Consider the following 25,247-nt stretch of genomic DNA (forward strand, 5'->3'; position numbering starts at 1 on the left):
CCGCTAAAACAGAGATTATCGCTAAACTTAAAAACTCTTGGCTAAATCCTAGAAGTCACTCCTATTTTACTCAAAACGAGAAAACCGGGCAAAAAACCAAAGTCACCCAAGAGCTACCAAGTTTTAAAGCACTAGGCAAAGATGGACTTTGCCGCTTGCTATTTTACGAGACTAGGCTTTTGTATCGACTTTTAACGGGTAATTTAGTAAAGTGATAAGTACATATACGAGAGGAATTATACTCATGTCTGCTGGGAAGTTTCAAACACCCGCTTCATTATCCGATCGAGAGCTAGAAATACTCGATTTGGTGGCTAATGGTTTAACTAATCAAGAAATCTCGGAAAAGCTGGAGATTAGTAAGCGTACCGTTGATAATCATATTAGTAATATCTTGACGAAAACAAAAACCGATAATCGGGTGGAGTTGGTGCGTTGGGCATTGCATTGGGGTAAAGTTTGTCTTGATGATATTAATTGTTGTATCCTTCCTTACCCGGCGCCGACCGATGATCAGGTTTCCTAAACTTCTGGGACTTTTGCTTGCGGTTAATATGATCAGTCTGGGGGGATGTAGTGATGCGGGTTTTGTCACCCCTCCCCAACAGCTTTTAGGAAATACTTTAAATACCCCTTCCTCCGAAGATAATCCCCGTTTTAACTACGATGGTCGTTATCTGGTTTTTGCCTCCGATCGCAGGGGTCAACGAACGATTTATTTATTCGATCGAGTGGTTAATCGTTTAGTTCCCCTACCAGGGTTAAATCAAGCAAAAACCTATCAAGATCAACCGGATATTAGTGCCGATGGTCGCTATATTGTTTATGTGTCGGAACAGTCCGGTAAACCCGATATATATATTTATGATCGACAAACTCTGCAAGCAAAAAATCTCACCGAAAATATTTTAGGAGAAGTGCGTCGTCCGACGATTAGTGGTAACGGTCGTTTTATTGCTTTTGAAAGTAATCGTTTCGGTCAATGGAATCTGGAAATATTCGATCGAGGTGGCGAAATTTCTCCTTCTTTACCCCCGATCAATTCTTCCCCGTCCCGATAATCAGTGATCAGTAAACAGTAATCAGTGATCAGTGAAAAGACAGCACTGTTGCTGCCATTTGATGATGCACACTTAATACATACTGCTCACTTAATACTCAAAACTGATAACTGATGACTGATAAGGCCGACAGCTTTCTTTTGCCTTTGGCCTTTTTACTTGGTATAAAGTAGGTTTATTGAAGAAGTGGAGGGAATCATCATCCTATGACGATAATGACAAAATCATTTAGACAAAGACTGGCAGAAATTTTCGGGTTTGACCTGCGATCGCTGGCTTTATTTCGCATTGCCTTGGCGTTAGTGGTTTTAGTAGATTTATCGGTTCGTTTCAGCCAAGTAACTGCCCATTACAGCGAATTAGGGGTTTTACCCCTAGAAAGCTTATCCAAAGTCTCTGCTAGTCCTTTTTACTGGTCTATTTTTGCTCTCAGTGACTCGGTGCTGGTGCAGAGTATCCTATTTATTGTGGCCATAGCGATCGCATTATTGCTTCTAATTGGCTATCATACCCGTTTGGCCACGATCGCCACTTGGGCGCTAATCGTCTCTTTACATCATCGCAACCCCCTGTTACTATTTGCCGCTGATGACGTAATCCGGGCAGTATTATTCTGGGCGATGTTTTTACCCCTCGGTGCCTGTTATTCCGTGGAAAGTGCCTTAAACACCAATCCCAACCCCCTACCCAAGCGTGTGGTTTCGGCGGCCACGGTGGCTTTGATGATACAAATTTGTTATATCTATATGTGGTCAGCGGCCTTTAAAACCAAAAGTGAAACTTGGTGGCCCGACGGTACGGCCGTTTATTACTCTCTCAGTTACGATCAATACGGTACTGCTTTTGCTGGTTTCTTACTATCTTTACCGCAACAATTACTAAAAATACTCACCTTTTCAGCGTTAATCTTTGAATGGGTGGGTCCACTGCTAATTTTTATTCCCTTTCGCAATAGTTTCTTTAAAATAGTCGCTATTCTCTCGTTTATCCTTTTACATATCGGTTTTGGTCTCAGTTTTCATCTGGGAATTTTCCCGTTTTTGAGTGTTACCCATTGGTTGCCCATCATCCCTAGCTTAGTCTGGGATTGGGGACAAAAACGGATGAGAAACCCAGAAAGAGAAGGTTTAAGGATTAATTATGATCGAGATTGTGGATTTTGCAAGAAAGTTGTCCATCTTCTCCGCACTTTTCTCATTTTACCAGGCACTCCCCTGTTAGTCGCGCAGGATAACCCCTCAATATACGAGGATATGGTGGCCGAAAATTCTTGGGTGGTGGAAGATTGGCAGGGAAAACGCCGGTTTAAATGGTCAGCATTGATTTATATTGTCAGTCTTTCGCCAATTTTCTGGTTTTTAGCGCCAATTTTGCGTTTACCGCCCCTCATGACCCTGGGAACGAGAATTTATGAGTGGATTGCCTCCCATCGTCGTTTTATGGGCAATTTCACCAAACCTCTCAAGTTTCGTCCCCTGACGATTAAATCCTCTTTACCCTTAAATATTTTGGCAATTTTCTTCTTATTGTTGACCAGCATCTGGAATTTACGCAGTTTTGTCCGGCAATCGGTCGATAGGGGCGATTTAAATACACCTTTAGTTCAATCCCTCGATCGCTTGCTCACCCGTCGTACTTTTAATACAATTGACATTTTGGCAAGAGTTACCCGTTTAGACCAATATTGGACTATTTTTGCTCCTGGTCCGCCCCGGGATGATGCTTGGTTTGTGGCAGTCAGTCAATTAGCCGATGGTTCCACGGTAGATATATTTAGAGAAGGACAGCCGGTAATTTGGGATAAACCGACGGATAGCGATCGCAATCGTTTGTATAAAACCATGCAGTGGCGACAATATTTTATTAATCTTAATCGAGCTATTGGTCGGTCAGTTTATGAAGAGTTTGGTCAGTATCTCTGTCAAAACTGGAATCAGCACCACGGTAGTGATCAACAGATTAAATCCCTGCAACTTTACATTATGCGGGAAAGGACTGTCCCCCCCGGAGAAAAACAGGGAATCGAAAAAGAACTACTCTGGCAGCAAAATTGTCTTTAATCAGTTATCAGTCATCAGTTATCAGTTATCAGTCAGATCAAAGTTATCTTGTAACTATAGAGTTACTCATATCTGTGTGGCACAGTTAAACCTTTGCTGATTAAGCTTTTCAATATCGATAATGTACCTCTTGCGAACGGGAAATGCTATAAAATCTGATAGCTGATAGCTGATTGCCTCTTTTTCCCTTTCTAACTAACCACCGCTCAACTTTAAAAATCGTTAGAACCGCTCTGGAGAGTAGCGAGGGATTTTTCAAAATTCATCCTCTGTTCAGCATTGCGGAGAAAGTAACCACTCATCATTGCTGAGGCCAATAACCGGCCCAGATGTTCGCGACTGGTACTGATAGTAACCCCGAAATGTTCAGAAGGAAGGTTGCCCAAAAGTCCGATAATGTTGCGTTCCATCACTTGAAAAACTTCTTGGGATTCTGGTTTCGAGAGTTGGGCGATTGTTTCGGGACTTAAGGTCTGGACATACTGCCACAAACTCTCAGAAAATTCACTATCGGTACCGAATAAATTGTGAGGGTGATCGTTTTCTCTATACACCTTTGATCTCCGTAACTCAATTTTTTTTTAATTATCCTTTTGGTTCTTCCAATTTAACAGTTTTTTGAGATAGTGGGAGTCGGTAGAACCGAACCTGGAGGGGATGGTAATCCCAAGCAGAAAATCCATACACTGATAACTCCTCGAAGAAAAAGCGGATAACCGATCACTTGATAACTTTTATTTACCCATACCTAACTGCTGGGCCTTTTGATAGACTTTCCCCTCCGTCAGCAGCGAGGGAGCAATCACCACTTCCACCTGTTGCATTTCCTTTAAGTTCTTAGCACCTAAAGTTCCCATACTGGTTTTCAGCGCCCCCAAGAGGTTATGAGTACCATCATCTAATTTTGCCGGTCCAACGAGGATTTCGGCAATAGTTCCCGTACTGCCCACACTAATCCTGGTTCCCCGGGGTAGAACCGGACTAGGTGTGGCCATACCCCAGTGGAAACCGCGGCCCGGTGCCTCCAAGGATCGGGCAATGGGAGAACCAATCATCACCGCATCGGCCCCACAGGCGATACATTTGCAGATATCACCGCCGGTAATAATGCCGCCATCGGCAATAACGGGGACGTATTTACCGGTTTCTTGGAAAAAATCGTCCCTAGCGGCGGCACAATCGGCCACGGCAGTGGCCTGGGGAACTCCCACCCCTAAAACGCCGCGAGAAGTACAGGCAGCCCCCGGACCGATACCGACTAAAACCCCGGCTGCCCCGGTTTTCATCAGGTTAAGGGCGACTTCGTAGGTGACGCAATTGCCCAAAACCACGGGAATGGGCATTTCTTGGCACATTTGTACTAAATCGAGGGGGGTGATAGCTTCCGGGGATAAATGGGCAGTGGAAACAACCGTTGCTTGGACAAAGAGAAGATCGGCCGCTGCTTGGGCAACGATAGCACCGTATTTGACGGCACCGGCAGGGGTGAGGCTAACTGCCGCAATACCGCCTTTTTCTTGAATTTCTTGGATACGAAGCTCGATTAGTTGCGGTTTAATCGGTTCTGCGTAGAGTTCCTGCATTAAACCGACGAATTCTGATTTGCCGACCGCCGCAATGCGATCGAGAATCGGGTTAGGATCCTCGTAACGGGTTTGAATACCTTCGAGGTTTAGTACCCCTAGCGCCCCCAACTCGGAGAGAAGGACGGCCATTTTAGTATCGACCACCCCATCCATAGCACTGGCGATAATCGGGATTTCCCGCTCGATATTGCCGAGAGACCAACGGGTATCGGCTAAACTAGGATCGAGGGTTCGCACTCCGGGTACAAGTGCGATTTCATCGATACCGTAAGCTCTACGGGCTGTTTTGCCCCGACCAATAATTGTATCCACGTTTCTATACTATTTCAGACTTATTTAGCCTAGACTAGCAAATTTCGCACCATCTGGAAAAGCTTTTCGGTATTATGGCTGACTAGGCATCAGGAAAATAATCGCCGCAGTCGATCGCTTGTTCGGTGTTGGCGCTCCTGGGTTGTACACTACATTTAAGGCGATAATCGTTGGTAAAGTAGCGGCAGTGGGAGCAAGGGATGGAGTGCATCCGTCGGGCAACTTGCCAACTATCGCGCAGGGCACTGGCTAAAGACCAGCAAACTAAAGCGATAATGACAGCGGCGATTGAAAAACGTAAAATAATCCAGATTTCCATGGCGAGCAACTAAAATTACCTGATGTGGATGGGAATCAACCGAGGCAATCGGCAGATGGTTAGATACTGAACAGTTTACTGAAATCGAGACTAACCGTTAGCAATCACCAGACTTTTAAGAACATTTTCGGTCATGGCCGCTAGTTGATCCAATTGTTCCTGATAGCGTTGTGCCTGTTTTTTGGCTTCTACCTTGCGTTTCAGGGCTTCCCGTGCTAAATCATCGCGATTTCTGCTTAAAGCTTCGATCGCTACTCGATTCCATGTTTCTGCTTCTTGAATGGCTTTTTTATACTGGGGTTGAATTTCATCCCAACTGACCTTAAGATTGCTTAAAGCCCCTTTTAATAGGGTTTGGGCATTGTTGGGGTCGGCTCCGATGAGGGATTTTTTCAGAGGTTCGTAGAGTCCCACCGCTTGTAAATGGGTAATAATCGGGATAAATTCTTCTATCTGTTGACTTTTGCTAATACCAGTCTTGCACCAAGTGGCAAAATGTTCGCAGTTGTTAAAAAGAAGATTATATTTCTGCTCCCCCAGACGACTTAGAGCCCTTTCTACCACTACATGGGGGATAAAGGAAAATCCCACCTCTACATAGCGCACCACATAGATTTTACCGCCCCTAGCAAAGGTTTCTAGGGAAGTTCGTTCAACAATCTCGCTCGGTTTTCGGTAATGAATGACGCTACCATCACCGCAATCGATGCCATGATGGGCATAAACACCCTGAAGATTGAGCAATTCCCGATAGGCGTATATTTGATCCCCTCTAGCCATGTTTTTTTAGTGATAAAGTAAACAAGGAGATTGTCTATTGAGCCAGTTTTTCCAGTTATTAATCTTAATTTTAAGCAAAATATCCCCGATTGCGATCAAAAGTATATATAGCGGTTCTCGCATCTGTGCAGCACACTTAAACCTTTGCTGATTAAGCTGTTCAGGATCGGGAATGTACCTCGTGTGAATCAGAAACGCTATAAGCCAATAAAATGTAATTTGCTGGGTAACTTTGCTTAAGGAGTAATTTAGATAGTCAACAGCTTGGCTCTTAATTGGTTGGACTGGCAGCGCATTTGATTAAGTTCAGCTGCCGACATTCGATCGAGATGACCTAAAATTATATTAACTCGACCTTGTGACTTTAATTTTTCTCGATGTCGTGCCAAAAAATCCCAGTAAAGAAAGTTAAAAGGACAGGCTAAATCACCGACTCGTTCATTTTTTTTATACACACAACCCCGACAATAATCACTCATTTTATCAATATAGTTGGCAGAGGAAGCGTAGGGTTTTGATGCGAGAATTCCCCCATCGGCAAATTGTCCCATTCCCAATACATTAGTCTGCATTACCCAATCGTAGGCATCGATAAAAACACTATGAAACCAGTTTTCAACTTCTGAGGGAGAGCAACCAAAAATTAAGGCAAAATTGCTCAAAATCATTAATCTTTGAATATGATGGGCATAACCGGTATTTTCCACCTGTGATAATACTTGTTTGAGGCAATTCATCTCGGTTTGATTACTATCCCAAAAGAAAGCCGGTAAGGGTTGTTGATGCTCAAACCAATTATTATTAGCGTAATCTTCTCCCAGATAATGATAAATTCCCTGCATATATTCCCGCCATCCTAACACCTGACGGATAAATCCTTCGATGCTATTCAGGGCTAAATTATCTTTTTTATAGGCAATTTCTGCCGATTGAATCACTTCTAATGGCGTTAGTAATCCTAGATTTAGATAGGGAGATAATAGGGAATGCCAGAGGGTTTCTTCTCCCGTTACCATGGCATCTTGGTAGGAGCCAAAGCTAGGCAGACAATTAGTAATAAAATGCTCTAATACTTGTAAAGCTTGTCTGCGGGTTACTGCCCAGCTAAAAGGTTTAATTTTTCCATATTTAGGAATATCTAAAGCTTCCACATCAGCGATAACTTGAAGGGTAATTTCATCAGGTTCAAACCAAAGAGGATCGGCAGTTTTTAATCCATCTTTGGGCGGTTTACGGTTTTGTTTATCAAAGTTCCATTGTCCTCCTATGGGTTGATTATTCTCCATTAAAATCTGCCATTTTTTGCGACTTTCTCGATAGAAATCCTCTAGTAATAGTCTTTTACGAGATTTAGCCCAATTATTAAAATCTGTCCTTGTCCAGAGAAAGTGATTATTATCAATTAGGGTTATAACACAGTCTAAATTCAGATTATTGATTAATCTAAGAAAAGGCAAATCATTAGGCATCATTATTGCTAGTTCTTTAATACCTAATCGTTTAATCCAAGCAGATAAAATCGGTTCAAAATCTTCAGCAACTTCGTAGGTGACAGACCATCCTAAAGTTTTTAATTCTTCGGCAAAATGACGCATCGCCGACCAGATTAAAACTAATTTTTGCTGATGATAGGGTCTTTGTCGAATATGATTTTGGGATTCAATTAAAATAACCGGTGTTTCCTGTGAATAGGCTTGACGATTAGCTAAGGCCGCTTGTCCTGCCCATAATTGATCCCCTAAAATCCAAATGCCAATGGTCATAATTATCTCATTGCCTCGACTATTCCCCCGTATTTTTTAGCCATAATATCCGCCATTTCTCGAGCAGAAAATTTACTGGCTTTGTCGATGCTGGGGGTAAATGTACCCGTAGGGGTTAAATAATGGGTAAATACCCCGACTTTTTTGCTAATAATCCACATATTTATTGAAGTCAAAAATCAAAAATGGAAGTGGGAAGTGGGAAGCTTTTTTTCAGTGATCAGTAAACAGTGAACTTAAAACTCAAATCTGATCAGTGATCACTGATCACTGATCACTGATTAGGTTTTTGTCCTGAGACTTTGGGCGCTTAGATAAAGTTGCGTCCATTCTTTGACCACTTGCGTGCGTTTACAGTTTAATTCGCCGGCGATTTCCTCAAGGGTTTTACCCGCTTTTAAGCCATCGATAACGCTTTTACCCGTGGGAGAAAGGGCAGCATAGAAACTTTGCCATTGACTGATAGTTAAGCCAAAATTATGCTCTTTCGGGCTGATTTGTAACCATTCACCCATTAATTCTGTCTCTTCCTTGAGGGCAAAAACCTTAATCGCATGATAGCCAACTTTTTCCCGGAGACGATAAATCCGTTGGACGGGAATATTCATCGCTTTGGCGATCGCATCTTGGTTTTCGCCCCCTAGATAGAGGTTAAACCAAGTCACCGCCTCCGGACTAACATTTTCCTCTAGATACCTAGCAAAACTCTCTTGAACTTTTGCCCGGAGAATTTGCGCTTCTTGGCAACTGCGTTGATCTTCGTAGGTAGCGATCGCATTTTGATCTAGTAAACTTAAGCTAGTTTCCCCCTCATCGCCACTAATTTGATCGGAGAGAATCCGGATTATTTCTTGCTGCGGCACATTAGTGATACCGCTTTTCGATTGACGACGGAGATAATTAACAAAACGATAGGCTAACAGGGGTTGATGGCGGATCGGACGCAGGGAGTATTCCTCTAGGGTGGCTAACAGCAGCTGATCGCGAGTAGCTTGATCGGTGGTACAACGAGCGATCCATGCTAACTGGGATTGCAGATATCGATCGCTATTTAACATCTCTTGAATAATTTCCTGCAAGACATCGGCCACCGCTTGCTGACGATCGCGACTTAAGGAGACCCAAGTGCGAATTTTTTGCCGGAGAGTGACACAAGCACCGAGACGATCGATCAGGTTACGATAGGCGCGGGTGGGACTAACTTTGAGATAGCGTTGCTGTAAAATTTGCCAAAGATAGACTAATCCCCGTTTAGCGATTTCTAAATCTCTCTCATCTAAATTTTCCCAACGTTGGCTATCTTCCCCGAGTAACCAATTGATAATAGTATCCCGTTGGCGATCGGTTAAGGAATCCTCTGTTTGAGAGAGGCGATCTTGCCATTCTTGCCTTAACTCGTCGATTATTGTCGTCATCGAAAAATTGAGTTCCAAACCCCGTCTTTTGAGGACGGCTTTAGTTTGAATATTAGCGCATTTACACGATATATGCTAGAACCTGAGCCATGGAGAAAGCCTATCCCAGCGATTTTACCCCACACCCGACTAGAACGAACTAATCAATTAAGTCTTTTGCCGGATAAGGATTGGGGGCGCACACATCCCTTCCTAGGGTGTGTTCCCTGAAAACATGACAATTTCAAGGTTAACCAATATTTGGGAATGCACCACCCCTACCATTTATAATTCGGGAACATTTTCCTGTTCATAATTTTCTATTAATATTCCCAACATTTCCATTAAAGAAGCAAGAGGATGATTTTCATTTTCTCCTATTTCATCTATCAAATTATCTAACATAATTACTAATTGTTCATATTCTGATTCATTGCGAGGGATAAAGAGTATTTGCTTTAAGTTTTTCCAGGCTTGCCGTGTTTTCTCTATATCTATCGTCGGCATTTTTTTACTCCTTCCATTTGTTTTTGTCGTATTCAGCACGAGTTAAAACTTCTCGAATATAAATTTTTTGTCGATTGTAATGAATCGCTGCTAAGAGTCTAATCTTATTTCCGCCTATGTTAAAGACAGTCAGTTTTCCTACTTTGTCAGCATTGGGGAAAATAGTTCTTAATTCTGCTATGGACTGAAATTGTCCTGTCTTCATTTTTTGATACCATTCTTCTTATGCTGATTTGGTTTCGGGATACCTTTCGGCAAATTCATTTAATTTCCTCCGACTGATAACGTGCATTTTACCAATAAGTCCCGAAAATATTCCCGTTAATTAGCTTTAACTTTCTGCCCGACTGTATCGGCAGTGGTAGTGGAAACCATGGCCGCCATAACTTGTTCGGGGGAAACCGTAAAAGGCAGACGATGAATGTCCGAATTAGGCTGACAGGCAATTGCGGCCGCATGGCGCAATTGGGCAAGGGAAACATCTTTTAATCCTAAATCCTCTAGGGATTTCGGTAAACCAATTTGTTCATAAAACTGGATTAGTTGCCCCCGGGCTGATACTGCTAATTGATTGCTCAAAACTATTTCCTCTAGACGCAATTGGGCGAGAATGCCGTAGGCGACTTTTTCCCCGTGCAGGGCATGATGGCAAGCGGGAATATGGGTTAAACCATTATGAATTGCATGGGCGGCCACGGTGCGACAATTAGCGCCCCCTAAACCGCCGATTACTCCGGCTAATAAAACGGTGGCATCTACCACCTGTTTCCAGTCCTCACCGCCGATATTTTCCAGGGCTGCCGGGGATTTTTGGAAAAGAATATCCCGCAAAACCCGGGCCTGTTGGACAGCGGCAATGATCAGGGTTTCTGTGCAATGACCGCTACTGACGGAAGCTTCGTACCATTTAGCGATCGCATCGCCAATACCGGCGATTAAGGTTCTTTTCGGGGCAGTTTGGATAATACCGTAATCGAGAATTAATAAATCCGGACAACGGGCTAGGGACAGATCGTAAAGAAACGCCCCTGCGTCGGAATAGACGTTAGATAGGGCCGTCCAAGCGGCACAGGTAGCGGCGGAGGTGGGAATCGTGGCGATCGGCAAATGGCACTGATGGGCGAGTAATTTGGCCGTATCCAGGGCTTTGCCGCCACCCACACCGATGATAAAATCTGCCTCATGACTCTTTACAGATGCCTTTAAATATGCTAAGGAATTTTCCGAACAATCGGGGGCGTAACTGTGATAGCTAGGAGTGAGATTTTTCAGGGGAGATGACAAAAAAGCTAAATTGCGATCGCCACCCACCACCAGGGGACGTTTACCCAAATCCGCTAACTTGCCGGTGGATTCTTCTAGGGCATTGTCACCCCGAATCACTTGTGCGGGGGCGATTAACAGGGGCAAAACAGCGACAGCATTGGACATTTTTTGACAACCTCAAGGATTATTGGCTAAGTTTAGCGAAACTTTCGGGAAAAAGCTGTAGTTCAGGGGTATTATCACCCGGGGTGGAGAAGGATTTTTTAATCTGTCCCAGGTACAAAGGAGCAGATAAACCGGGCTGAGGATGAACGAGAGTGCGAGCGCTAATGATAAATTGATTATTACCGCCAGCACCAGCGCGACCGGAGGAAAACAAGTCACTAGCGGCTTGTTTTAGGGTTGCTTCCACCTGATCGGGAGTAACAGTACTGGGCAGGGAGATAACAGCTTGATTAGCCCCGTTATCATAGACAAGGGAGAATCTCACCGCCCCCGGAATTTCGGTACGGGTAAACAGTCCCAACCCAAGACCGAAAATCCCCACCGTCAACACAGCCATAAAGCTAGTGACACCGACGAGACGAAAGCGGATTCCCCAACCGACGAGAAAAGCGATAATCGTGAGTACCAAAAAAACCAGCGTGGCAATACCGGACCATTGGGTGTATTTGGCGAAGTTCAGGGGAATGTCCATATTTTCTATAATACTAATTCTATGAAAACGGTTAGCATAAACCATTGTACCTATCCTGTTGTCGAAACTTTCCATTCTGTGCAGGGCGAAGGCTTTTGGACGGGAAGCAATGCTTTTTTTCTCCGTTTGGGAGGTTGCGATGTCTATTGTCCTTGGTGCGACCAAAAAGAGTCTTGGAATGCCCACCGTTATCCCCAACAATCCCTGCAGGAATTGGTAGAGATGGCAAAAGGAGCTAACCCCGCTATGGTGGTGATTACCGGGGGTGAACCTTTAATGCACAATCTTGATCCTTTGACCAAGGAATTAAAAAATCAGGGTTTACGGGTACATTTAGAAACTTCTGGCGCTCATCCTTTTACCGGGGTTTTCGATTGGGTGACTTTTTCTCCTAAAACCTATAAAATGCCCGATCCTAGTATTTATGCACGGGTAAATGAGTTAAAAATTGTCGTGGCTAATCCAGAGGATTTAGAATGGGCAGCTATTCAGGAAAATAAGTTATCGGAAGGGGTGATTAAATACCTGCAACCCGAATGGAATACAGCGGAAAGCAAAGAGTTAGTCTTTAATTATGTTCTTCGGCATCCCCAATGGCGCCTCAGTCTCCAAACCCATAAGTTTTTAGGAGTCCGCTAGTCAGTTATCGGTTATCAGACTTCGGCGTGAGCTTTTGTCGAACGCTTTTTTCTTCCTGCTCCCATCTCCTCACTCCCCAATTCATAATTCATAATTCCCAACCCCTAATTTACTAACAAGAGGTTAAATAAGTAGCTAGACACAATTAATTACGGCTCTTAAGCGAGTAGTTATGATATATTAGCAGAAAACAATCGACGCAAGCAATGCCGGCGCAAGGCTCACCAGAATTGAAAAAAGCAATTTTAATAAAAAAAGGCTTTTTGCTTTGTTAGATTCCAGGCTATTTAAAGGTTTAGGCTCAGGGAGCATCTCACTTATGCAAGTGAGTAATTATGCTTGTTGCTAAAACTTACTTCTGGTAAGGCTTTCAAAATAGCTTGACCTAAAACTTAATTTAGCAGTTACAAAGGTGAGGTAAATGAAAAAGTTAAAAAAGAGAACCATTCAGATAGGCACAGCGATGACGAAGGACTTGCGGTACATTGCCAGAATTCCAACTTGCACTGGCAATTTTAACAGGAAAACCAATTTTTTTCACCTGAGATGACCCGGATCCAGAACCAGTGGAAATCCCCTCTTCTTGAAAATAACCATAATTGACAAATTGCACAAGTGTGTGATCAGTCATTTGATCGCTCAAACAGCGATCTCTTTTTTGCTTGGGGTATCAGGACTAAAAATTACCCTTAGCGATTCCCCCCTAAAATCCCCAAACGATTAAAAGGAAAAAAGCGAAAAACCGCCCTACCAATCACGTTATTTTCCGGTAAAAACCCCCAGATATGGGAGTCATTGCTATTATTGCGATTATCTCCCATGACAAATAAATTATTTTCTGGTACGAGCAAAGGTATTAAATTATATTGAGGGGGTTCGAGAATATAATCCTCTGACAAGGGTTGATTATTCAGGTAAATTTTGCCCTCCTTGACGGCAATCACATCCCCTGCGGTGGCAATCACTCTTTTAATAAAAGCTTGGTCCTTTTGGTATCCCTGTAATTGTAATTGTGCCGGCGGTTCAAAGACGACGATATCCCCCCGTCGAGGGGGATGGAAATCGTAGGAAAGTTTTTCCACTACTAAGCGATCGCCCTGTGCTAAGGTGGGTAACATAGAATCAGAGGGGATAAAACGAGGTTCAGCCACAAAAGTGCGGATCAGCAGGGCTAAAACTAAAGCTATAGTGATAATTTGCAGATTTTCTCGAATGGAAGCCCAAAAACTCTTGGATTTGTCCTTATTAATTTCTTGCTCTTGCATTATTGCCCAGATGATGGTTGATGTAACTTAGCTTTCGCTTGCTGCCAGAAAACTGTTAATTCCTCTAGTGTATAGTCATGGAGAGGCTTTTCCGCTACAGATTCCACTAGGGAAAAACGTTGAATAAAACGCCGATTAGTCTCTTGTAAAGCGATACTGGGGTCTAAATTATACCAGCGAGCAAGATTGACAATAGTAAAGAGTAAATCGCCTAATTCGGCCTGTTGATGCTCTTTATCGCCCGATTCTAATGACTCTTGCCATTCTGCCAACTCTTCGCCAAATTTTTCCCAGACTCCTGCGATATTTTCCCACTCAAAACCGACTCGCGCAGCTTGCCGAGAAATTTTCATTGCCCCGATTAAGGGTGGTAAAGTTTGGGCATAACGGGTTAATTTGCCGCTAATAGTCGGGTCATTTTTTTCCTCGGCTTTGATTTTCTCCCAATTTTGATGCACCTGTTCGGGATTTTCTAGGGATAGATCCCCGAAAACGTGGGGATGACGACGAATTAATTTATCGGTGATGCCTCTAGCCACTTCTTCTAGGCTAAAATTACCTTCATCACTGGCAATTTGGGCTTGTAAAACCACCTGTAGCAGTAAATCGCCTAATTCCTCGGCAATGGCAGTTTTATCACCGCTTTTAATCGCCGCCACCACCTCATAAGCTTCTTCAATAACGTAGGGAATCAGGGTTGCCGGGGTTTGGGCTAAATCCCAAGGACAGCCGCTTTCTGGGTCTCGTAAACGGGCAACAACGGTGATTAAATGGTTTAATGCCTCTAAGATGCCCTTGTAGCTGAGATTATCGGTTTCTGGAAGGCTAGACATCGATTTTTTTCCGGTTTTCTCCCCCATTATACCGGTTAGTTATCAGATGTGAGTTTTCAGTAATCAGTTTTCAGTTCACTGATTACTGTTTACCAATCACAGCAAAAATCTCTCATCAGCGGGAAACTGGTACTCCCAAAAGAGGATATTCTAAAGGGCTAAGACAAGCTGTATCCTTAACAATGGAGCAGTCAAACCAGGCTCCGTGTCAGGTGAAAGTCTCAGGCACGGTTGTGATTAATAATACAAAGTCTTACGACTACCTCCGAACCAAAACTTCTATTATCCCGATGAGAAACCTCTATTTTCTCTTGCCCGGTACTACTTCTCCTTTTGGTGGGGGTGGACTGTGGGCAGAAATGAAAACCGTCAATTTGGCTAGTCAAATTTGTAGCGCCCAGATTGTGACTTATCGTCAAAAAGAGTTAAATTATCTTTTTTTAGAGGATATACTTGCGAAAATAAGCTCGGATGACAGTATTTTTCTGGTTAGCTGGGGTTTTGATGTTCCTAAATTGGTGACAAAATTGCGATCGCATAATATCATTTATCATGCCCATAGTACAGGTTACGGCTTCCGTTTACCCCCTGGCATACCAATTATAACCGTTAGCCGTAATACTATGGGTTATTGGGGAGAAAAAGCCCCTAATGCTTTGATTTACTATCTTCCTAATCAAATTGGCTCGGAATTTCTCAATTTAGGCTTAGAAAGGGATATCGATGTCCTAGTACAGGGGCGCAAATCCTCAAAGTATCTTCTCAATCGTCTAGTTCCCGCCCTCCGTACCCACTGTCGCGTTAAGGTTTTAGATGGCTATGTGGAGGATTTAGTGGGATTATTCAATCGAAGTCGGGTTTATCTCTACGATTCGGCTGAATATTGGGCTGTAAACGGTTTAACGGAGGGTTTTGGCTTACCGCCCCTGGAAGCTTTAGCCTGTGGTTGTACGGTATTTTCTAGCGTCAATAGCGCCTTAGCCGATTATCTCGATCCCGGTTTCAATTGTCAAAAAATCGGGGCTTATTCTACTCAATACGATCTGGAACGTATTCTTAATTATGCCCGTAATTTTCCCGTTAATTCTTTACCGGCTAATTTTATTGATGATTATCATCCAGAAAAATTACTACCACGTTTTGAAACAATTTTAAGAGAAATTAATGATTTCTTTGATATTAAAAAACGATATCCGGCTGATATAGAAGGTTTAGAACCCCTGCGACTTAAAAAATTATGGATGCAGAGTTCTCTGGCTAAACTTAAGAAAAAACTGTTTAAGTAAACGCATCAACTTTGAGAGTTGACAGAGAAAGATTGATCGGCTATGATCCCTTCCAGACATCTCCTATCAGTTATCAGTAAACAGTAAACTAAAAACTCAAATCTGATCCCTAATAGCTGTCTCCTGGCGACCGTCTCGACTAGGAAATTAATTTTGCACGACTACTTAACTCTTACCCCGAGGATATTTATGAAGCGAGGGATTTACATTACCGCTAACGATCGAGTTATTGATCAAGCGATCGCATTAATGAATAGTATTCGTTTGTACGATCCTGATTCTCCCGTGATCTTGATTCCCTACGACAATAATTATCAAAAAATTGCCGATTTATTAGCAGAAAAATATGGCGTTATTCTCTATCCCGATCTGCAATTAGTGGAAGAATTAGCACAAAAAATCTATGATATTTTTGGAGAAAAATTCTTTGCTCGTCCCAATCAATTTCGCAAGCAGGTGTGTTGGTTTGGAGAATTAGATCAATTTCTTTATATCGATACCGATATCGTAGTTTTTGAAAAAATAATAGATAATCTAAATTTCCTCGATACCTACGATTTTCTCTGCTGTGATTACCAACACAAAAAAGGGATTACTGATGTTTTTAATCCGATTGTTTTAGAACAGGGAATCTTCACAGAAAATGATCTAACTGGAATGTTTAACGGTGGTTTTTGGGCTAGTAAAAAGAATCTATTCTCAGAACAGGAATTATATGGTGCTTTTCAAGAATGTGTCGCTCATCCAGAATATTTTGATTTTTCTCAAAAAACCTCCGATCAACCGATTATTAATTATACCATTCTCAAACGAGTTCCCAATCGATTTAATATTGTCCGCGCCCCAGGTTGTCAAGCGGGAAATTGGGGGGGAAGTTCTCATTTTCAACGTCAGGGGAATATCTTAATCGATCCGAGATTAAATCAGCCCTTAAAATATTTACATTGGGCAGGAATTCGTATTGAACCGGGATGTCCCTACTGGGATATCTGGAAATATTATCGTTATTTAGATGAGCCTAATCCCCCCGCAGATCCGCCAGCAAGCAAACCAAAAAATCCGTTTCAGAGATTATTAGATAAAATCAAATTATAGGTTTGATTTTTCCTCTCGCACCCTTAAGATAACTGCTGCAATTTAACTCCAATCCTGTTGCTCCTCGCTTTGGCGAATTTGATACACTTGTCCGTGACTGTGCAGTTGTCGAGTTTTTGTCCATAAACTAGCTTCATCTAACTGCCATTTTTCTAGGATTAAATCTAAATCTCTTTGGATTTCTCTTGCTCCCGGAAAGTTTTGATAACGTATGCGTAAACGAGCGCATTCAGCTAAGTTTAAATCATTGGGTTCTGATTGCAGCAGCTGATCAACAATCAGGCGATCGAGTCTTTCCTGTGGATGTTGTTGTTCTTGATTTTTACTAGCCATAATTAATCGAACCAACCGATATCGGAATCTGTTAACTCTGTGGGGGTAGGATTGGGGGCAATATAACGGGCTAAAGTGGCCATTTCAAAGTTATAAAGACTGGGTTTCTTCGGCGCAGGTTTGGTAATTGGTGAAGGTTCAGGGGTGGGGGTGTGACTATTTTCTAGGGTTTTAATTTGATTATATAATTTTTCAATTAACTGTTTTTTCTCGGTTAATTCTGTCTGGGATTGACTCAATTGACTCGATAATTTTTCAATCAACTGTTTTTTCTCAGTTAATTCCGTCTGGGATTGACTTAATTGACTCGATAATTGTGCCAGCAAAGTAGTTTTTTCCGAGAGGACAGATTCTAACTGCTCAGTCTGTTGTTGTCGCTGCTGTAACCTGACAGAGAGTTCCAGATGTTCTTGAAGTTCTTTTTCCAGAGAAATAACTTTTTCTTGGAGAGTTTGCTGATTTTTCTCGGTTTTGTCTAATTCTGTCGTCAAGTTGTTAATTTTTGCCTGTAGGGTGGCGTTAGTTTCCTTCGGACGTTTGGGAGAAGGAGAGGGTTGGGATTCTACCTCTTTATTAGCTTCTGTACGGATGAGATCGTTTAAATTACCTTTGGTCATAAGCTCTGCAAATAGGATATTACGATAGAGTCGGATACTGTCAAGAAATCTGTTGGTTTAGGCAATCGATCATGATTCGCCCGATATACAAGCTTGATTACGCCGGGGAATTGTTCCATAGGTTTTATTTTATAGCTTTAGGTCGATCGATCCCTGTCCATTTAAGGAATGAGAACAAATACCTAAATCTCATTTTCGCAGGTAAGATTCTAAATTTTTCTGTAGTTAATAATACGGAATAGCAAATTTGTGTCAGACTAAAGGTAGGAATAGATCGCACCTGTGGCAAGGATAAATTTATGAATATTCAAGAAAAAGCGCGTCTCAATTTAACGCAAGAACGACAAGCAGAAGGAATGCTCGAAGAGAATGTCTTAACTCGTACAGAGGAGCTTTTGGGGGAAGGAGAGGCAGAAACTGCGAAAGCGCGGGTTTTATTAACTGAAAATCGCCAAGAAGAAGAAAAACGTCAAGATAAAATTTTAGAACGTTCGATCGAAGCTATGCAATAGCCTTTCGGTGAAGACTGGGAATGTCCACAGAAGTCTAGATAAATGTCTGTAGAGACGTGGTTTTCCCCGTCTCTATTTCAATTACCGATAACTAATCACTGTTAAACTAATCACTGTTCACGCTCGGGACAGTGAAAAAATGCAGATCCGAAGAAAACACCCCAATCCTTCCGTTAAAGTTGAGAGTTTGAGTTATGTGGTGAAAGTGCCAGAGGCACAACCGCAAAATATTTTAGAAGAAATCGTTTGGCATAAAGAGATAGAAGTCGATAAATTGCGCGAAAGGTTGCCTTTATTAGAATTACGCAAAAAAATAGCCAATACTGCGCCACCTTGCGACTTTTTAGCCGCCTTAAAACAGGGTAAAACCCAACCCGCTTTGATTGCCGAAGTCAAAAAAGCTTCCCCTAGCAAGGGAGTTATCCGCGAAGATTTTGATCCTGCAGCGATCGCCCGTAGCTATGAACAGGGAGGGGCTACTTGTTTATCGGTTTTAACCGATAGTAAGTTTTTTCAAGGTAGTTACGAAAATCTTAGCCTCGTCCGGCAAGCGGTATCTTTACCCCTATTATGCAAAGAATTTATCCTTTATCCCTATCAAATCTACTACGCTCGCTCTAAAGGAGCCGATGCTGTCCTTTTAATTGCCGCTATTTTAAGCGATCAAGACTTAGCATATTTTGTCAAAATTGTCAAGGGTTTAGGGATGACAGCTTTGGTAGAGGTGCATAGTCTGGCCGAATTTGATCGAGTGTTAGCCATTGAGGGAATCGAACTAATCGGCATTAATAACCGCAATTTAGAGACATTTACAGTCGATTTAGACAATACTCGCCAATTACTAGAAGCCAGGGGTGAACAGGTGCGAGAAAAAGGTATTCTGATCGTCAGCGAATCGGGATTACACACAGCAACAGATCTGGCGAAAGTGAAGCAAGCGGGAGCAAATGCGGTTCTAATCGGCGAATCTTTGGTAAAACTGCCCGATCCTGCCGCAGGTATCTGGAAAATATTTGAAAATCGGGCATAGGAGTTAGGAAGTGGGGAAGTGGGGAAGTGGGGGAATTTCAACTAAAACCCTAAAACCCTAACACCCTATCTCCTGACTCCTGAATACTGACTCCTGCGATATAATCAGAGTTTGCCGAATCTTAAATCATCCCCTCAGAATTGATGCGATCGAGATTTGGTTTTTTATCTTTGTTAAATATGGCCCAACGAGAGAGGACGAACCATGGAAAATAAAAATATGTTGATGATTCCCGGCCCCACACCAGTGCCGGAAGCGGTATTATTGGCTATGGCTAAAGCACCTATAGGTCATCGGACCGGTGCTTTTAGTAAGGTAATCGCCGAATTAACCGAAAATCTTAAATGGTTGCATCAAACCAGTGGCGATGTCTTAATGCTAACCGCTTCGGGAACTGGTGTCATGGAAGCGGGAATTATTAATTTTCTCAGCCCCGGCGATCGAGTTTTGGTGGGGGATAATGGTAAATTTGGGGAACGTTGGGCGAAAGTGGCGAAAGCATACGGCTTAAATGTGGATGTAGTTAAGGCAGAATGGGGTAAACCCCTAGATCCAGAAGCATTCACCGCTAAACTGACCGAAGACAAGGAAAAAACCATCAAAGCGGTAATTATCACCCATTCGGAAACTTCCACTGGGGTTCTCAACGACTTGGAAAGCATTAACAAAGCGGTAAAAGACCACGGGGAAGCTTTAATTATCGTCGATGCCGTCACCAGTTTAGGGGCTTATAATATTCCCATCGATGAATGGGGTTTAGATGTGGTCGGTTCTGGTTCCCAGAAAGGTTATATGATTCCTCCCGGTTTAGGCTTTGTTTCCGTGAGTAAAAAAGCTTGGAAAGCCTACGAAACCGCCAAACTGCCCCGTTTTTATCTAGATTTGGGCAAATACAAAAAAGCCACCGATGAGGATAGTTCCCCCTTTACCCCTCCAGTTAACCTGATGTACGGTTTACAAGCTTCTCTGCAAATGATGAGAAGGGAGGGATTAGCGGCAATTTTCGCCCGTCACCAACGCTTAACGAAGATGACGCGGGCCGGTATGCAGGCCATGGATTTGCCCCTCTACGCGGCAGATTCCTGCGCTTCCACGGCGATTACTGCGGTAGCCCCCACTCTCGTGGACGCGGAAAAAATTCGTTCGACTCTCAATAAAAAGTTCGACATCGCTGTCGCTGGTGGTCAGGATCACCTCAAGGGTAAAATCTTCCGTATCGGTCATTTAGGTTTTACCAATGAGAGGGATATCCTCACGGTTATCGCTGCTATTGAAGCGACTTTAATCGAGTTAGGTGTCGAAAGTGTCACCCCTGGCGCCGGTGTGGCTGCGGCTGCTTCTGTCATGGTACAGGGTTAATCTTGGGTTTGCTTTTCCCCTTCTCCCCAAAGAGGGGGATTTTTGCGGCAAAATATATCCTTTACGCCTAAAATTTGCGGATGCTTCCGAAAATATACCTCTATATCGTTATTTTGGCGGTGAGGAAGCGAATCTCTTCCCCAAAAATCCGCTTTCTCGATCCCGCCTTGATAGTAAATCGGTTATTGGCACAAACGCTGATAAACTGTGGCTAAAGCTTGGACATCACCGACGTTACCCGGGAAAAGAACCACAGGTAGATTAGGAAAGAGGGGATGATCGGCTGCTGTGCGGACCATGGAGACACCGGGGAGAATCTGACCGAGTAAACGGGCTGATCGCAGGCTTAAACCCGTACTTAAGACATCATTAGATGTAATTCCGCCTTTACTGATTAAAAAACTGATGTCACCGGGTAAACCCTTAACAATGTCCATTAACAGGGTGGAGACGGCAACCCCAAAATCAAGGCGTTTCTGCACAGAGGCAAAGGTTAACTCTTGCCGACTCGTATAGATAACGGGGGTTTGTTTATTTTTGTGAATAAGCTTGACTTTTTCTAGAACTTGTGCTAGGAGTTGATCTCGTTGGTCAGGACGATCGCGCAATGCCGTCACATCGATTTCGACTCCGACGGTGTTGGGTTGTTGAAGCAGTTCATCTAATTGTTGGGTAGTTTTTTTGACGTGGGAACCGACGATAATTGCCCCGGCTTCCCCCGTGGGCTTATACTTACCCATAGATTCGGGTGCGATCGGTTGAGTTCCTAAATTAGCCAAAGAAGTTAAAATACTGGCGGCACTACGAAATAAAAATTTTTTTCCTGCCCCTGCGGCGGTTAAAATATCTTCAGCAAAGCGATCGAGATCCGCTTGAGTTTCCCCATCTACCACCCCACATTGATTATTTTTGAGCTTTTGCAGTCGTTCTAAACTACCTTGACGGATATCTGTCAGTAAAAATCTCTCCACATCATCTGCTTTAATTTTCCCTTTCGTTTTCTCCTCCACATAATCCGGCAGATAACTGTAATGGTAGGCAAAAACCGAATCACGAGCAAATTCCGTCTCGTGGACGGGAGTGGGAACGCCATCGATGATTAAATAGTGAATACTATTGCGGGTGATTCTACCCCCCTCAAAAAAGGCTGGAATCAGGAAATGAGCATCAAAACCGCCCAATTCTTCGGCAATAACATCAGTTTCGATCGGATAATGCCCGCGCAGGGTAGAATCGGAACGACTAACCACCAAAAAATCCTCGATTCCCTCTTTAGTTAAGGCAGTTTTCAGGTTATGACAGACTTCTCTGGTGACAGACTCGGCTTTTTCGGGGGTTAAAGCGCGAGTATTGGTCAAAACAAAGAAAATTGGCGCATTATCTGCCAATCCCAAGCGGAGAGTATCTTCATCCCACCGCATCAATAACAGACAACTATGGACTGTTTGGGAACCTGTCGGGTCGTCATCTAAGACTATAATTTTAGGTCTATTATTGCTCATATATTTTTTATCAGGATGGGAGGGACGAAGGAACCAAGAGAATCTGGTTAATAGTTTATCGGGTTCTGGTTCCCCATTAAAGTCGTCCCCTCCCTAAGCAACCGCTATCAATCTTGATCACAATCTGTCCAATATAGGATAAGCTATACCATGATTCATACAGTGACGAAGTTGAGCGCGGGAGACTTCCCTTTGAATACGTTAATCCACCCCACTGCGGTTATCCATCCGTCGGCAAAACTTGATCCCAAGGTTAAAGTTGGTCCCTATGCTGTGATCGGGGCCAATGTGGAAATTGAAGCTGATACAATTATTGATGCCCATGTGGTCATTGAGGGTCCGACCAAAATTGGCAAGGGTAATCATATTTTTTCTGGGGCTGTTATTGGTAATGAACCACAGGATTTAAAGTATAAGGGTGGCGAAAGTAGCGTAGAAATTGGTGATCATAACCAAATTCGCGAGTTTGTCACGATTAATCGTGCCACGGATACGGGAGAAGTTACCCAAATTGGCAATAATAATTTATTAATGGCCTATGTTCACGTTGCCCATAATTGTATTTTGCAAGATAACATTATTATCGCTAATAGTGTCGCTTTGGCTGGTCATGTCCAGATCGAATCAAAAGCAGTTATCGGGGGGGTTTTAGGAGTACATCAATTTGTTCATATTGGCAAAATGGCCATGTTAGGAGGAATGAGTCGTATTGATCGCGATGTTCCCCCTTTTACCTTAGTGGAAGGCAACCCCAGTCGGGTACGAACTCTTAATTTAGTCGGTTTACAAAGGGCAGGTTTTACCGATGAAGATCTAGCTTTACTGAAAAAAGCTTTTCGGATTATCTATCGTTCTAATATAAATCTTCAGGAGGCTTTAGAACAAGTTTCTCTCTTAACCGATAACCCCCATGTTCAACATCTCTGTCAATTTTTACAATCCTCTACTACGGGAGAAAAACGCCGCGGTTTAATTCCGGGTAAATAATTTATTGATTGAGGAACAGGGAACAGGAAGCTGGGAAGTTGGGAAGTGGGGTGTGGGGTGATGGGGAAGTGGGGTGATGGGGAAGTGGGAAGAATAAATAAAAATAATCTCCTGAATTCTGTCTCCTGAATCCTATCTCCTGACTCATGAATCCTATCTCCTGACTCCTGAAGTCTTTTATTATCAAATAATTATCCAAATGCGTATATTTATTAGTACGGGTGAGGTATCGGGTGATTTACAGGCAGCGATGCTGATTGAATCCCTTTTTAAACTAGCTAAAACCCAGGCAATTGAGTTAGAAATTTTTGCACTAGGTGGCGATCGCATGGAGTTAGCCGGGGCAAAAATGCTGGGTAAAACCACTCGACTGGCTGCCATGGGATTAATTGAATCTATCCCCTTTATTTTGCCAACTTTACAACTACAAAAACGGGCAAAAGAGTTTTTTAGAGACCATCCCCCTGATATCATTATTTTAATTGATTATGTGGGGGCAAATGTGGCGATCGGTCAGTCGGCTAAAAAAATTATTCCCCAAGTGCCAATAATTTATTATATTGCCCCACAGGTGTGGATTTGGTCAGAAGAAAATATCCCCTCAGCTAAACTTAGGGCTACAGCAGAAAAGTTATTTAATACGGAAAAATTAATCGCCGTCACCGATAAATTATTGGCAATTTTTCCCGCTGAAGCTCGTTTTTTTGAAACAAAAGGTTTACCAGTAACTTGGGTGGGACATCCTTTAGTTGATCGTATAGTCAATGCTCCCAATCGACAAGAAATGCGGCAAAAATGGGCAATAAAACCCGAAGAAACCGTTATCGCTTTGTTACCTGCTTCCCGTCAACAGGAGTTTAAATATCTCGTCCCGACGGTGTGCGCTGCTGCCCAAAAATTACAAGAAAAAATTCCCGATATTAAGTTTTTAATTCCCGTTCCCTTAGCTTTATACGAACCAAAAATGCGAGAATTAGTCGAGGAATATGGATTAAATGCAGTGATTATGGAACGAGATCAGACTTTAGAAGCGATTGCCGCGGCCGATCTGGCTGTGGCTAAGTCTGGTACAGTTAATCTCGAAATTGCTTTGTTAAACGTGCCGCAGGTGGTAGTTTACCGTTTAAGTGCAATTACTGCTTGGATTGCCCGCAATATTATGAAGTTTTCTGTACCATTTGTCTCACCGGTAAATTTAGTTTTAATGCGAGAAATTGTTCCCGAATTATTACAAGAGGAAGCTAATCCAGAGAGAATTATGCAGGAATGTCTAGATTTATTATTAAATCAGCAACGTCGCCAAAAAATGTTAGATGAATACGCAGAAACCACAGCGGGTTTAGGAACAGTCGGCAGTTGCGATCGAGTGGCGCAAGAGGTGTTTAAAATAGGCCTATCGTAAAAATCAAAAATTGTTGTTAGGGTTAGGAGTCAGTAGTCAGGAGAATTCAAAATGAATAATATTTAATTAAATGGTCTTTGTGCCATCAGCAATCAACTATCTCTGCCATTACTTTTGTAATCACAGTTATCTAGCTGACGGCTGACGGCCTACTACTAATTAACGCTGGATTTGGTCAAAAATCGCCCCATCAGCGAAGAATTTTTTCTGGATCGCATCCCAGCTACCGATCGCCGTATAGGGGAACAGATTCGACACTTTTGGGTATTGTTTACTAAACTCTTTGGCCACATTAGCATTAACTGGACGGAAACCCACCTTGGCGAATTCCCGCTGCGCTTCGGGAGTAAAGAGAAATTGGGCAAAAGCTGTCGCTACTTCCCGGGTTTTGCGTTTATCAACTATTTTATCCACTACGGCCACGGGCGGATCGATCGAAACATTGACCGCAGGAATAGTATAGGAAAAACCGGTTTCCCCTTTTTGACGGGCCAGAATCACCTCGTTTTCGTAGTTATAGTCATTTCAAATAAGTATGATACAAGTAAAAAATAGGGTAAAATAAGGAAAAACAAGCAACCCATACAGAAAAATGTCCTATAGCCTAGACTTGAGAAAAAAAGTAATTGATTATGTAGAGAA

The 25,247-nt window shown here is 42.8% G+C and carries 28 protein-coding genes and 2 pseudogenes; 12 read left to right on the plus strand and 18 right to left on the minus strand.

Translation table 11 applies throughout. From position 1 onward, the window contains the following. The 4 genes from MiAbW_RS20255 to MiAbW_RS16895 form a co-directional block, all read left to right on the plus strand. A partial coding sequence (locus MiAbW_RS20255) for a hypothetical protein (protein ID WP_441338416.1) occupies positions 1–215 on the plus strand: 215 nt, incomplete at its 5' end. 29 nt (positions 216–244) lie between these two features. Then, complete coding sequence (locus MiAbW_RS16885) at positions 245–526, plus strand: helix-turn-helix domain-containing protein (RefSeq protein ID WP_151697048.1); 282 nt, start codon at positions 245–247, stop codon at positions 524–526. Beyond that, positions 510–1,061, plus strand: a complete 552-nt coding sequence (locus MiAbW_RS16890; RefSeq protein WP_151697049.1) for a TolB family protein — start codon at positions 510–512, stop codon at positions 1,059–1,061. Before MiAbW_RS16885 ends, MiAbW_RS16890 begins: the two co-directional genes overlap by 17 nt. A gap of 206 nt (positions 1,062–1,267) precedes the next feature. Next, complete coding sequence (locus tag MiAbW_RS16895; RefSeq protein WP_151697050.1) at positions 1,268–3,121, plus strand: hypothetical protein; 1,854 nt, start codon at positions 1,268–1,270, stop codon at positions 3,119–3,121. A gap of 212 nt (positions 3,122–3,333) precedes the next feature. Here the strand turns inward: MiAbW_RS16895 and MiAbW_RS16900 are convergent, their stop codons facing one another. The 11 genes from MiAbW_RS16900 to MiAbW_RS16945 form a co-directional block, all read right to left on the minus strand. Next, entirely contained in the window at positions 3,334–3,675 is a 342-nt protein-coding gene (locus MiAbW_RS16900) for a DUF760 domain-containing protein (RefSeq protein WP_151697051.1), read from the minus strand. Between the two features lie 180 nt (positions 3,676–3,855). After that, positions 3,856–5,019, minus strand: a complete 1,164-nt coding sequence (locus tag MiAbW_RS16905; protein ID WP_151697052.1) for a GuaB3 family IMP dehydrogenase-related protein — start codon at positions 5,017–5,019, stop codon at positions 3,856–3,858. Positions 5,020–5,101: 82 nt separating this feature from the next. Beyond that, positions 5,102–5,338 carry a hypothetical protein gene (locus MiAbW_RS16910; RefSeq protein ID WP_151697053.1) on the minus strand — a complete coding sequence of 79 codons (237 nt, stop codon included), beginning with the start codon at positions 5,336–5,338 and terminating at the stop codon, positions 5,102–5,104. Positions 5,339–5,428: 90 nt separating this feature from the next. Beyond that, on the minus strand, positions 5,429–6,118 hold the full coding sequence (locus tag MiAbW_RS16915) for a lecithin retinol acyltransferase family protein (RefSeq protein WP_151697054.1): 690 nt from the start codon (positions 6,116–6,118) through the stop codon (positions 5,429–5,431). A gap of 248 nt (positions 6,119–6,366) precedes the next feature. Beyond that, complete coding sequence (locus MiAbW_RS16920) at positions 6,367–7,881, minus strand: cryptochrome/photolyase family protein (RefSeq protein ID WP_151697055.1); 1,515 nt, start codon at positions 7,879–7,881, stop codon at positions 6,367–6,369. A 2-nt stretch (positions 7,882–7,883) separates the two neighbouring features. Further along, complete coding sequence (locus tag MiAbW_RS19650; protein ID WP_002739601.1) at positions 7,884–8,042, minus strand: hypothetical protein; 159 nt, start codon at positions 8,040–8,042, stop codon at positions 7,884–7,886. 120 nt (positions 8,043–8,162) lie between these two features. Continuing rightward, positions 8,163–9,296, minus strand: coding sequence for a HetZ-related protein 2 (locus tag MiAbW_RS16925; RefSeq protein ID WP_151697056.1), 1,134 nt, complete (start codon positions 9,294–9,296; stop codon positions 8,163–8,165). A gap of 264 nt (positions 9,297–9,560) precedes the next feature. Next, positions 9,561–9,782 (minus strand): hypothetical protein, encoded by a 222-nt coding sequence (locus tag MiAbW_RS16930; protein WP_151697057.1) that lies wholly within the window; start codon positions 9,780–9,782, stop codon positions 9,561–9,563. Between the two features lie 4 nt (positions 9,783–9,786). Further along, positions 9,787–9,987: a type II toxin-antitoxin system HigB family toxin gene (locus MiAbW_RS16935; protein WP_238707326.1), complete on the minus strand. Its 201-nt coding sequence runs from the start codon at positions 9,985–9,987 to the stop codon at positions 9,787–9,789. Between the two features lie 116 nt (positions 9,988–10,103). Next, complete coding sequence (locus tag MiAbW_RS16940; RefSeq protein WP_151697058.1) at positions 10,104–11,213, minus strand: iron-containing alcohol dehydrogenase family protein; 1,110 nt, start codon at positions 11,211–11,213, stop codon at positions 10,104–10,106. Positions 11,214–11,232: 19 nt separating this feature from the next. Then, complete coding sequence (locus MiAbW_RS16945) at positions 11,233–11,790, minus strand: Ycf51 family protein (RefSeq protein ID WP_151697059.1); 558 nt, start codon at positions 11,788–11,790, stop codon at positions 11,233–11,235. On the opposite strand from MiAbW_RS16945, the gene MiAbW_RS16950 reads away from it, so the two are divergent. Beyond that, positions 11,767–12,384, plus strand: a complete 618-nt coding sequence (locus MiAbW_RS16950) for a 7-carboxy-7-deazaguanine synthase QueE (RefSeq protein WP_151697060.1) — start codon at positions 11,767–11,769, stop codon at positions 12,382–12,384. The two genes, MiAbW_RS16945 and MiAbW_RS16950, sit on opposite strands and share 24 nt — an antisense overlap. A gap of 430 nt (positions 12,385–12,814) precedes the next feature. Here MiAbW_RS16950 and MiAbW_RS16955 read toward each other — a convergent pair. The 3 genes and pseudogenes from MiAbW_RS16955 to mazG all read right to left on the minus strand — a co-directional run. Then, positions 12,815–12,994, minus strand: a pseudogene (locus MiAbW_RS16955) (ISKra4 family transposase); the annotation flags it as partial. Positions 12,995–13,073: 79 nt separating this feature from the next. Beyond that, complete coding sequence (gene lepB / locus MiAbW_RS16960; RefSeq protein ID WP_151697062.1) at positions 13,074–13,649, minus strand: signal peptidase I; 576 nt, start codon at positions 13,647–13,649, stop codon at positions 13,074–13,076. After that, complete coding sequence (gene mazG / locus MiAbW_RS16965) at positions 13,649–14,482, minus strand: nucleoside triphosphate pyrophosphohydrolase (RefSeq protein WP_151697063.1); 834 nt, start codon at positions 14,480–14,482, stop codon at positions 13,649–13,651. The genes lepB and mazG overlap by 1 nt, the downstream gene beginning before the upstream one ends. Before the next feature lie 290 nt (positions 14,483–14,772). On the opposite strand from mazG, the gene MiAbW_RS16970 reads away from it, so the two are divergent. Both MiAbW_RS16970 and MiAbW_RS16975 read left to right on the plus strand, forming a co-directional pair. After that, positions 14,773–15,768, plus strand: a complete 996-nt coding sequence (locus MiAbW_RS16970; RefSeq protein WP_151697064.1) for a glycosyltransferase — start codon at positions 14,773–14,775, stop codon at positions 15,766–15,768. Between the two features lie 189 nt (positions 15,769–15,957). Then, positions 15,958–16,863: an Npun_R2821/Npun_R2822 family protein gene (locus MiAbW_RS16975; RefSeq protein ID WP_151697065.1), complete on the plus strand. Its 906-nt coding sequence runs from the start codon at positions 15,958–15,960 to the stop codon at positions 16,861–16,863. A gap of 42 nt (positions 16,864–16,905) precedes the next feature. Here MiAbW_RS16975 and MiAbW_RS16980 read toward each other — a convergent pair whose 3' ends face one another. Both MiAbW_RS16980 and MiAbW_RS16985 read right to left on the minus strand, forming a co-directional pair. Continuing rightward, positions 16,906–17,196 (minus strand): DUF3288 family protein, encoded by a 291-nt coding sequence (locus MiAbW_RS16980; RefSeq protein ID WP_151697066.1) that lies wholly within the window; start codon positions 17,194–17,196, stop codon positions 16,906–16,908. 2 nt (positions 17,197–17,198) lie between these two features. Beyond that, on the minus strand, positions 17,199–17,813 hold the full coding sequence (locus tag MiAbW_RS16985; protein WP_151697067.1) for a hypothetical protein: 615 nt from the start codon (positions 17,811–17,813) through the stop codon (positions 17,199–17,201). Positions 17,814–18,112: 299 nt separating this feature from the next. Here MiAbW_RS16985 and MiAbW_RS16990 point away from each other — a divergent pair, with 299 nt between their 5' ends. The 3 genes from MiAbW_RS16990 to MiAbW_RS17000 all read left to right on the plus strand — a co-directional run bounded on the left by MiAbW_RS16990 (position 18,113) and on the right by MiAbW_RS17000 (position 20,714). Continuing rightward, the gene (locus tag MiAbW_RS16990; protein WP_151697068.1) at positions 18,113–18,325 is read left to right on the plus strand and encodes a hypothetical protein; all 213 of its coding nucleotides are present in this window, start codon (positions 18,113–18,115) and stop codon (positions 18,323–18,325) included. Between the two features lie 139 nt (positions 18,326–18,464). Next, entirely contained in the window at positions 18,465–19,355 is an 891-nt protein-coding gene (gene trpC, locus MiAbW_RS16995; RefSeq protein WP_151697069.1) for an indole-3-glycerol phosphate synthase TrpC, read from the plus strand. Positions 19,356–19,559: 204 nt separating this feature from the next. Then, positions 19,560–20,714: a pyridoxal-phosphate-dependent aminotransferase family protein gene (locus tag MiAbW_RS17000; protein WP_151697070.1), complete on the plus strand. Its 1,155-nt coding sequence runs from the start codon at positions 19,560–19,562 to the stop codon at positions 20,712–20,714. Positions 20,715–20,896: 182 nt separating this feature from the next. Here the strand turns inward: MiAbW_RS17000 and MiAbW_RS17005 are convergent, their stop codons facing one another. Next, on the minus strand, positions 20,897–22,216 hold the full coding sequence (locus tag MiAbW_RS17005; RefSeq protein WP_151697071.1) for a four-carbon acid sugar kinase family protein: 1,320 nt from the start codon (positions 22,214–22,216) through the stop codon (positions 20,897–20,899). A 150-nt stretch (positions 22,217–22,366) separates the two neighbouring features. Here MiAbW_RS17005 and lpxA point away from each other — a divergent pair, with 150 nt between their 5' ends. Beyond that, positions 22,367–23,203 carry an acyl-ACP--UDP-N-acetylglucosamine O-acyltransferase gene (gene lpxA / locus MiAbW_RS17010; RefSeq protein ID WP_151697072.1) on the plus strand — a complete coding sequence of 279 codons (837 nt, stop codon included), beginning with the start codon at positions 22,367–22,369 and terminating at the stop codon, positions 23,201–23,203. Between the two features lie 199 nt (positions 23,204–23,402). Beyond that, positions 23,403–24,605 carry a lipid-A-disaccharide synthase gene (gene lpxB / locus MiAbW_RS17015; protein ID WP_151697073.1) on the plus strand — a complete coding sequence of 401 codons (1,203 nt, stop codon included), beginning with the start codon at positions 23,403–23,405 and terminating at the stop codon, positions 24,603–24,605. A gap of 159 nt (positions 24,606–24,764) precedes the next feature. Here the strand turns inward: lpxB and MiAbW_RS17020 are convergent. Continuing rightward, positions 24,765–25,121 (minus strand): annotated as a pseudogene (locus tag MiAbW_RS17020) (substrate-binding domain-containing protein); the annotation flags it as partial. Positions 25,122–25,247: the final 126 nt, after the last annotated feature.

The organism is Microcystis aeruginosa NIES-4325, from assembly GCF_008974145.1.
GTDB classification, from domain to species: Bacteria; Cyanobacteriota; Cyanobacteriia; order Cyanobacteriales; family Microcystaceae; genus Microcystis; species Microcystis aeruginosa_G.